Annotated in this window: 2 protein-coding genes; one reads left to right on the forward strand and one right to left on the reverse strand. The window is 47.7% G+C overall.

Annotation, left to right across the window (positions count from 1 at the left end; translation table 11 throughout):
* Positions 1-255 precede the first annotated feature (255 nt).
* Entirely contained in the window at positions 256-1,434 is a 1,179-nt protein-coding gene (gene dapC, locus BQ5809_RS07985; RefSeq protein ID WP_003785873.1) for a succinyldiaminopimelate transaminase, read from the reverse strand.
* Positions 1,435-1,537: 103 nt separating this feature from the next.
* Here dapC and BQ5809_RS07990 point away from each other — a divergent pair, with 103 nt between their 5' ends.
* Complete coding sequence (locus tag BQ5809_RS07990) at positions 1,538-2,716, forward strand: sugar transporter (protein ID WP_003785876.1); 1,179 nt, start codon at positions 1,538-1,540, stop codon at positions 2,714-2,716.
* The last annotated feature ends 269 nt before the right edge of the window (positions 2,717-2,985 follow it).

A 2,985-nucleotide genomic window follows, 5' to 3' on the forward strand; every position in this document is an offset into this window, starting at 1 on the left:
CTTTCATCATTCATGTTGGTATGTTGATGAGGGTTTACTGAATGGAATGTAAACGATGTCTTCGGGTTGTGATGTAAACTATGTTATCAGGTTGTACCCATTTTGTTCCCTCTCCTTTGGGAGAGGGTTAGGGAGAGGGAAAGGCGTTTCACATTAGTAAGTTAGTTTAATGCGACGATTTTTCCCTCTCCCCAGCCCTCTCCCAAAGGGGAGGGAGTTAGATTGTCGCAACACTAAAAGCAGCCTGCACTTTTTCTATTTATACCAAGCCACAATGCGCTGTGCTGCTTCCACGCATTTTTCCAATTCATCAACCAACGCAATCCGCACAAAACCTTTGCCGGGGTTGCCGTTTGGCGTATCACGCGCAAAGAATCGCCCAGGTAAAACCTGCACCGCCGTTGCGCGATACAATTCTTGCGTAAATTTCAAATCATCGCCATCAGGGATTTGCAGCCAAATATAAAACGACGCATCAGGCAAACGCACATCAAATTTTTGGCGCAAAATCGGCAACACGCGGTCAAATTTCGCTTGATATTGGGCGCGATTTTCCGCAACGTGCGCTTCATCGTCCCACGCCGCAATGCTGGCGCGTTGCACAGGTAAACTCATCGCGCTGCCGTGATACGTGCGATACAGCAAAAACGCTTTCAGCAAATCCGCGTCGCCTGCCACAAATCCCGAACGCAAACCTGGTACATTTGAGCGTTTAGACAAACTGGTAAACATGACAATTTTGTCAAAACCGCGCCCCAATTCCGCCGCCGCTTGTAGGCAGCCAAGCGGTTTTTTGCCGTCAAAATAAATTTCCGAATAGCATTCATCAGACGCAATCACAAAACCATATTTATCTTGAAAATCAAAAAGCTGCTGCCAATCATCGCGTGTCAAAACGCTGCCAGTCGGATTGTCAGGCGAACACACAAACACCAATTTGCAACGCGCCCAATGCTCATCGGAAACGCTTGTCCAATCAGGCAAAAAGCGCGGCGCAGTCGTATTCGCGAACACAATTTCGCCACCGCCGAGCAAAGTCGCGCCTTCGTAAATTTGGTAAAACGGATTGGGGCTAACAATCACAGGATTTTCCTGTTCATTCAACACCACTTGCACAAACGAAAACAGGGCTTCACGGCTGCCGAGTACGGGCAGAATTTCCGTTTCAGGATTGAGCGTTAAGCCATCATAACGGCGTTTCAGCCAGCCTGCACACGCTTGGCGCAATTCAGGCAGTCCAAGCGTGAGCGGATATTTTGCTAATTCGTCCAACGAATTAACCAGTGCGTCTTTGATGATTTGCGGCGTTGGGTGTTTCGGTTCACCAATGTAAAGCGGAATTTCGCGCAAATCGGCTGGCGGTGTAATGCCTTGCATGGCTTCGCGTAGTCGGGCGAATGGGTAGGGTTGCAGTTGGTTTAAATGTGGATTCATGCTGATGTCTTTCGTGAAAAATAGGGCGATTATGCCACAAAGCGTAAGCCAATTGAGAGTGCAGGCTGCTATAATCCACCTTTTGTCTGTTGCGTAAAAAAATATGACTGCTTATTCCGAAAAACGCGCTTATTGGCAAGTGCTTACCTTCGCTTTTGCCGCGTTTGTGTTCAACACCACCGAATTTATCCCCGTTGCCTTGCTGTCGGACATTGGCAAAAGTTTCGCCATGCCTGTTGCCGATGCTGGCTTGATGATAACGGTGTATGCGTGGGTCGTGTCGCTGCTGTCGTTGCCGTGCATGCTGCTCACCGCCAAAATTGAACGCAAAAAATTATTGATGATTTTGTTCACGATTTTTATCTTTGGGCATATCGTGTCGGTGGTGGCGTGGAATTTTGGCTACTTACTGGCAGGGCGAATTGTGATTGCGTTGGCGCATTCGGTGTTTTGGGCGATTACGTCTGCACTCGTTATGCGCGTTGCACCTAAAGGCAAAAAGCAAATGGCGTTGGCATGGTTGTCTATGGGCAGCTCGCTCGCCACCATTTTGGGTTTGCCGATTGGGCGCACCATTGGTCAGGCGTTGGGTTGGCGCACCACATTTGGCGTGATTGGCTTGTTGGCGTTGGTGTTGATGGTAATGATGGCGCGACTGTTGCCCAAATTGCCCAGTGAAAACGCAGGCAGCCTGCACAGTTTGCCCATGCTCGCCAAACGTCCTTTGTTGGTCGCTTTGTACGCGCTCACCGTGTTGAGCGTTACCGCGCACTTTACCACATATAGCTACATTGAACCGTTTATGCGTCAAATCGCCCATTTAAGCGACAGCACCACCACTTTGATTTTGCTGGTATTTGGCGCATCGGGTTTGTTTGCCAGTTGGCTGTTTGGGCGATTGCACAAATTGCGCCCCAACACTTTTTTGTGGACATCTGCCCTGATTTTGCTCGCTTCGTTGTTGAGCGTGCACCTTGTTAGCCAATCGCAAACCGCCTTGTTTATCCAAATCTTTTTATGGGGAACAGGCATGGCAGGTTTGTATTTGTGCCTGATTATGCGCGTACTCAACTATGCGCCTGACGCTACCGATGTCGCCACCGCGATTTATTCGGGTATTTTTAATATTGGCATTGGCGGCGGCGCATTGCTTGGCGGTGTGGTGATGCAGCGATACGGTTTGCATTATGTTGGTTATGTGGGCGCGGTGTTTGCTATTGTGGGCATGATGATTTTTGCGTATGTACAACGCAAACACGGTAAAGTGCAGGCTGCTTTGTAAGTTGTAGGGTGGGATTTATCCCAGACCTGACAAGTTTTAAATAATAGCCACAATACGGTCAATGCGATTCGCAAAACGAGCTAACCATGGTTTCCAAGATTTGTAACCGTAAAGCCGTACTATGTTTAACACTAAACTAAAAACCTGTATTCACAAACAACTATTTGATAAATTTTAATATTTGTGAAATATACCCTAGTTTAACAAAATTTTCAGCAGATAAATTCGTCTGCTCAAAATCTTTTGCTAAACGTCGAGACCAACCTAAC

The sequence above is a fragment of the Kingella kingae ATCC 23330 genome, assembly GCF_900111845.1.
Classification (GTDB): Bacteria; Pseudomonadota; Gammaproteobacteria; order Burkholderiales; family Neisseriaceae; genus Kingella; species Kingella kingae.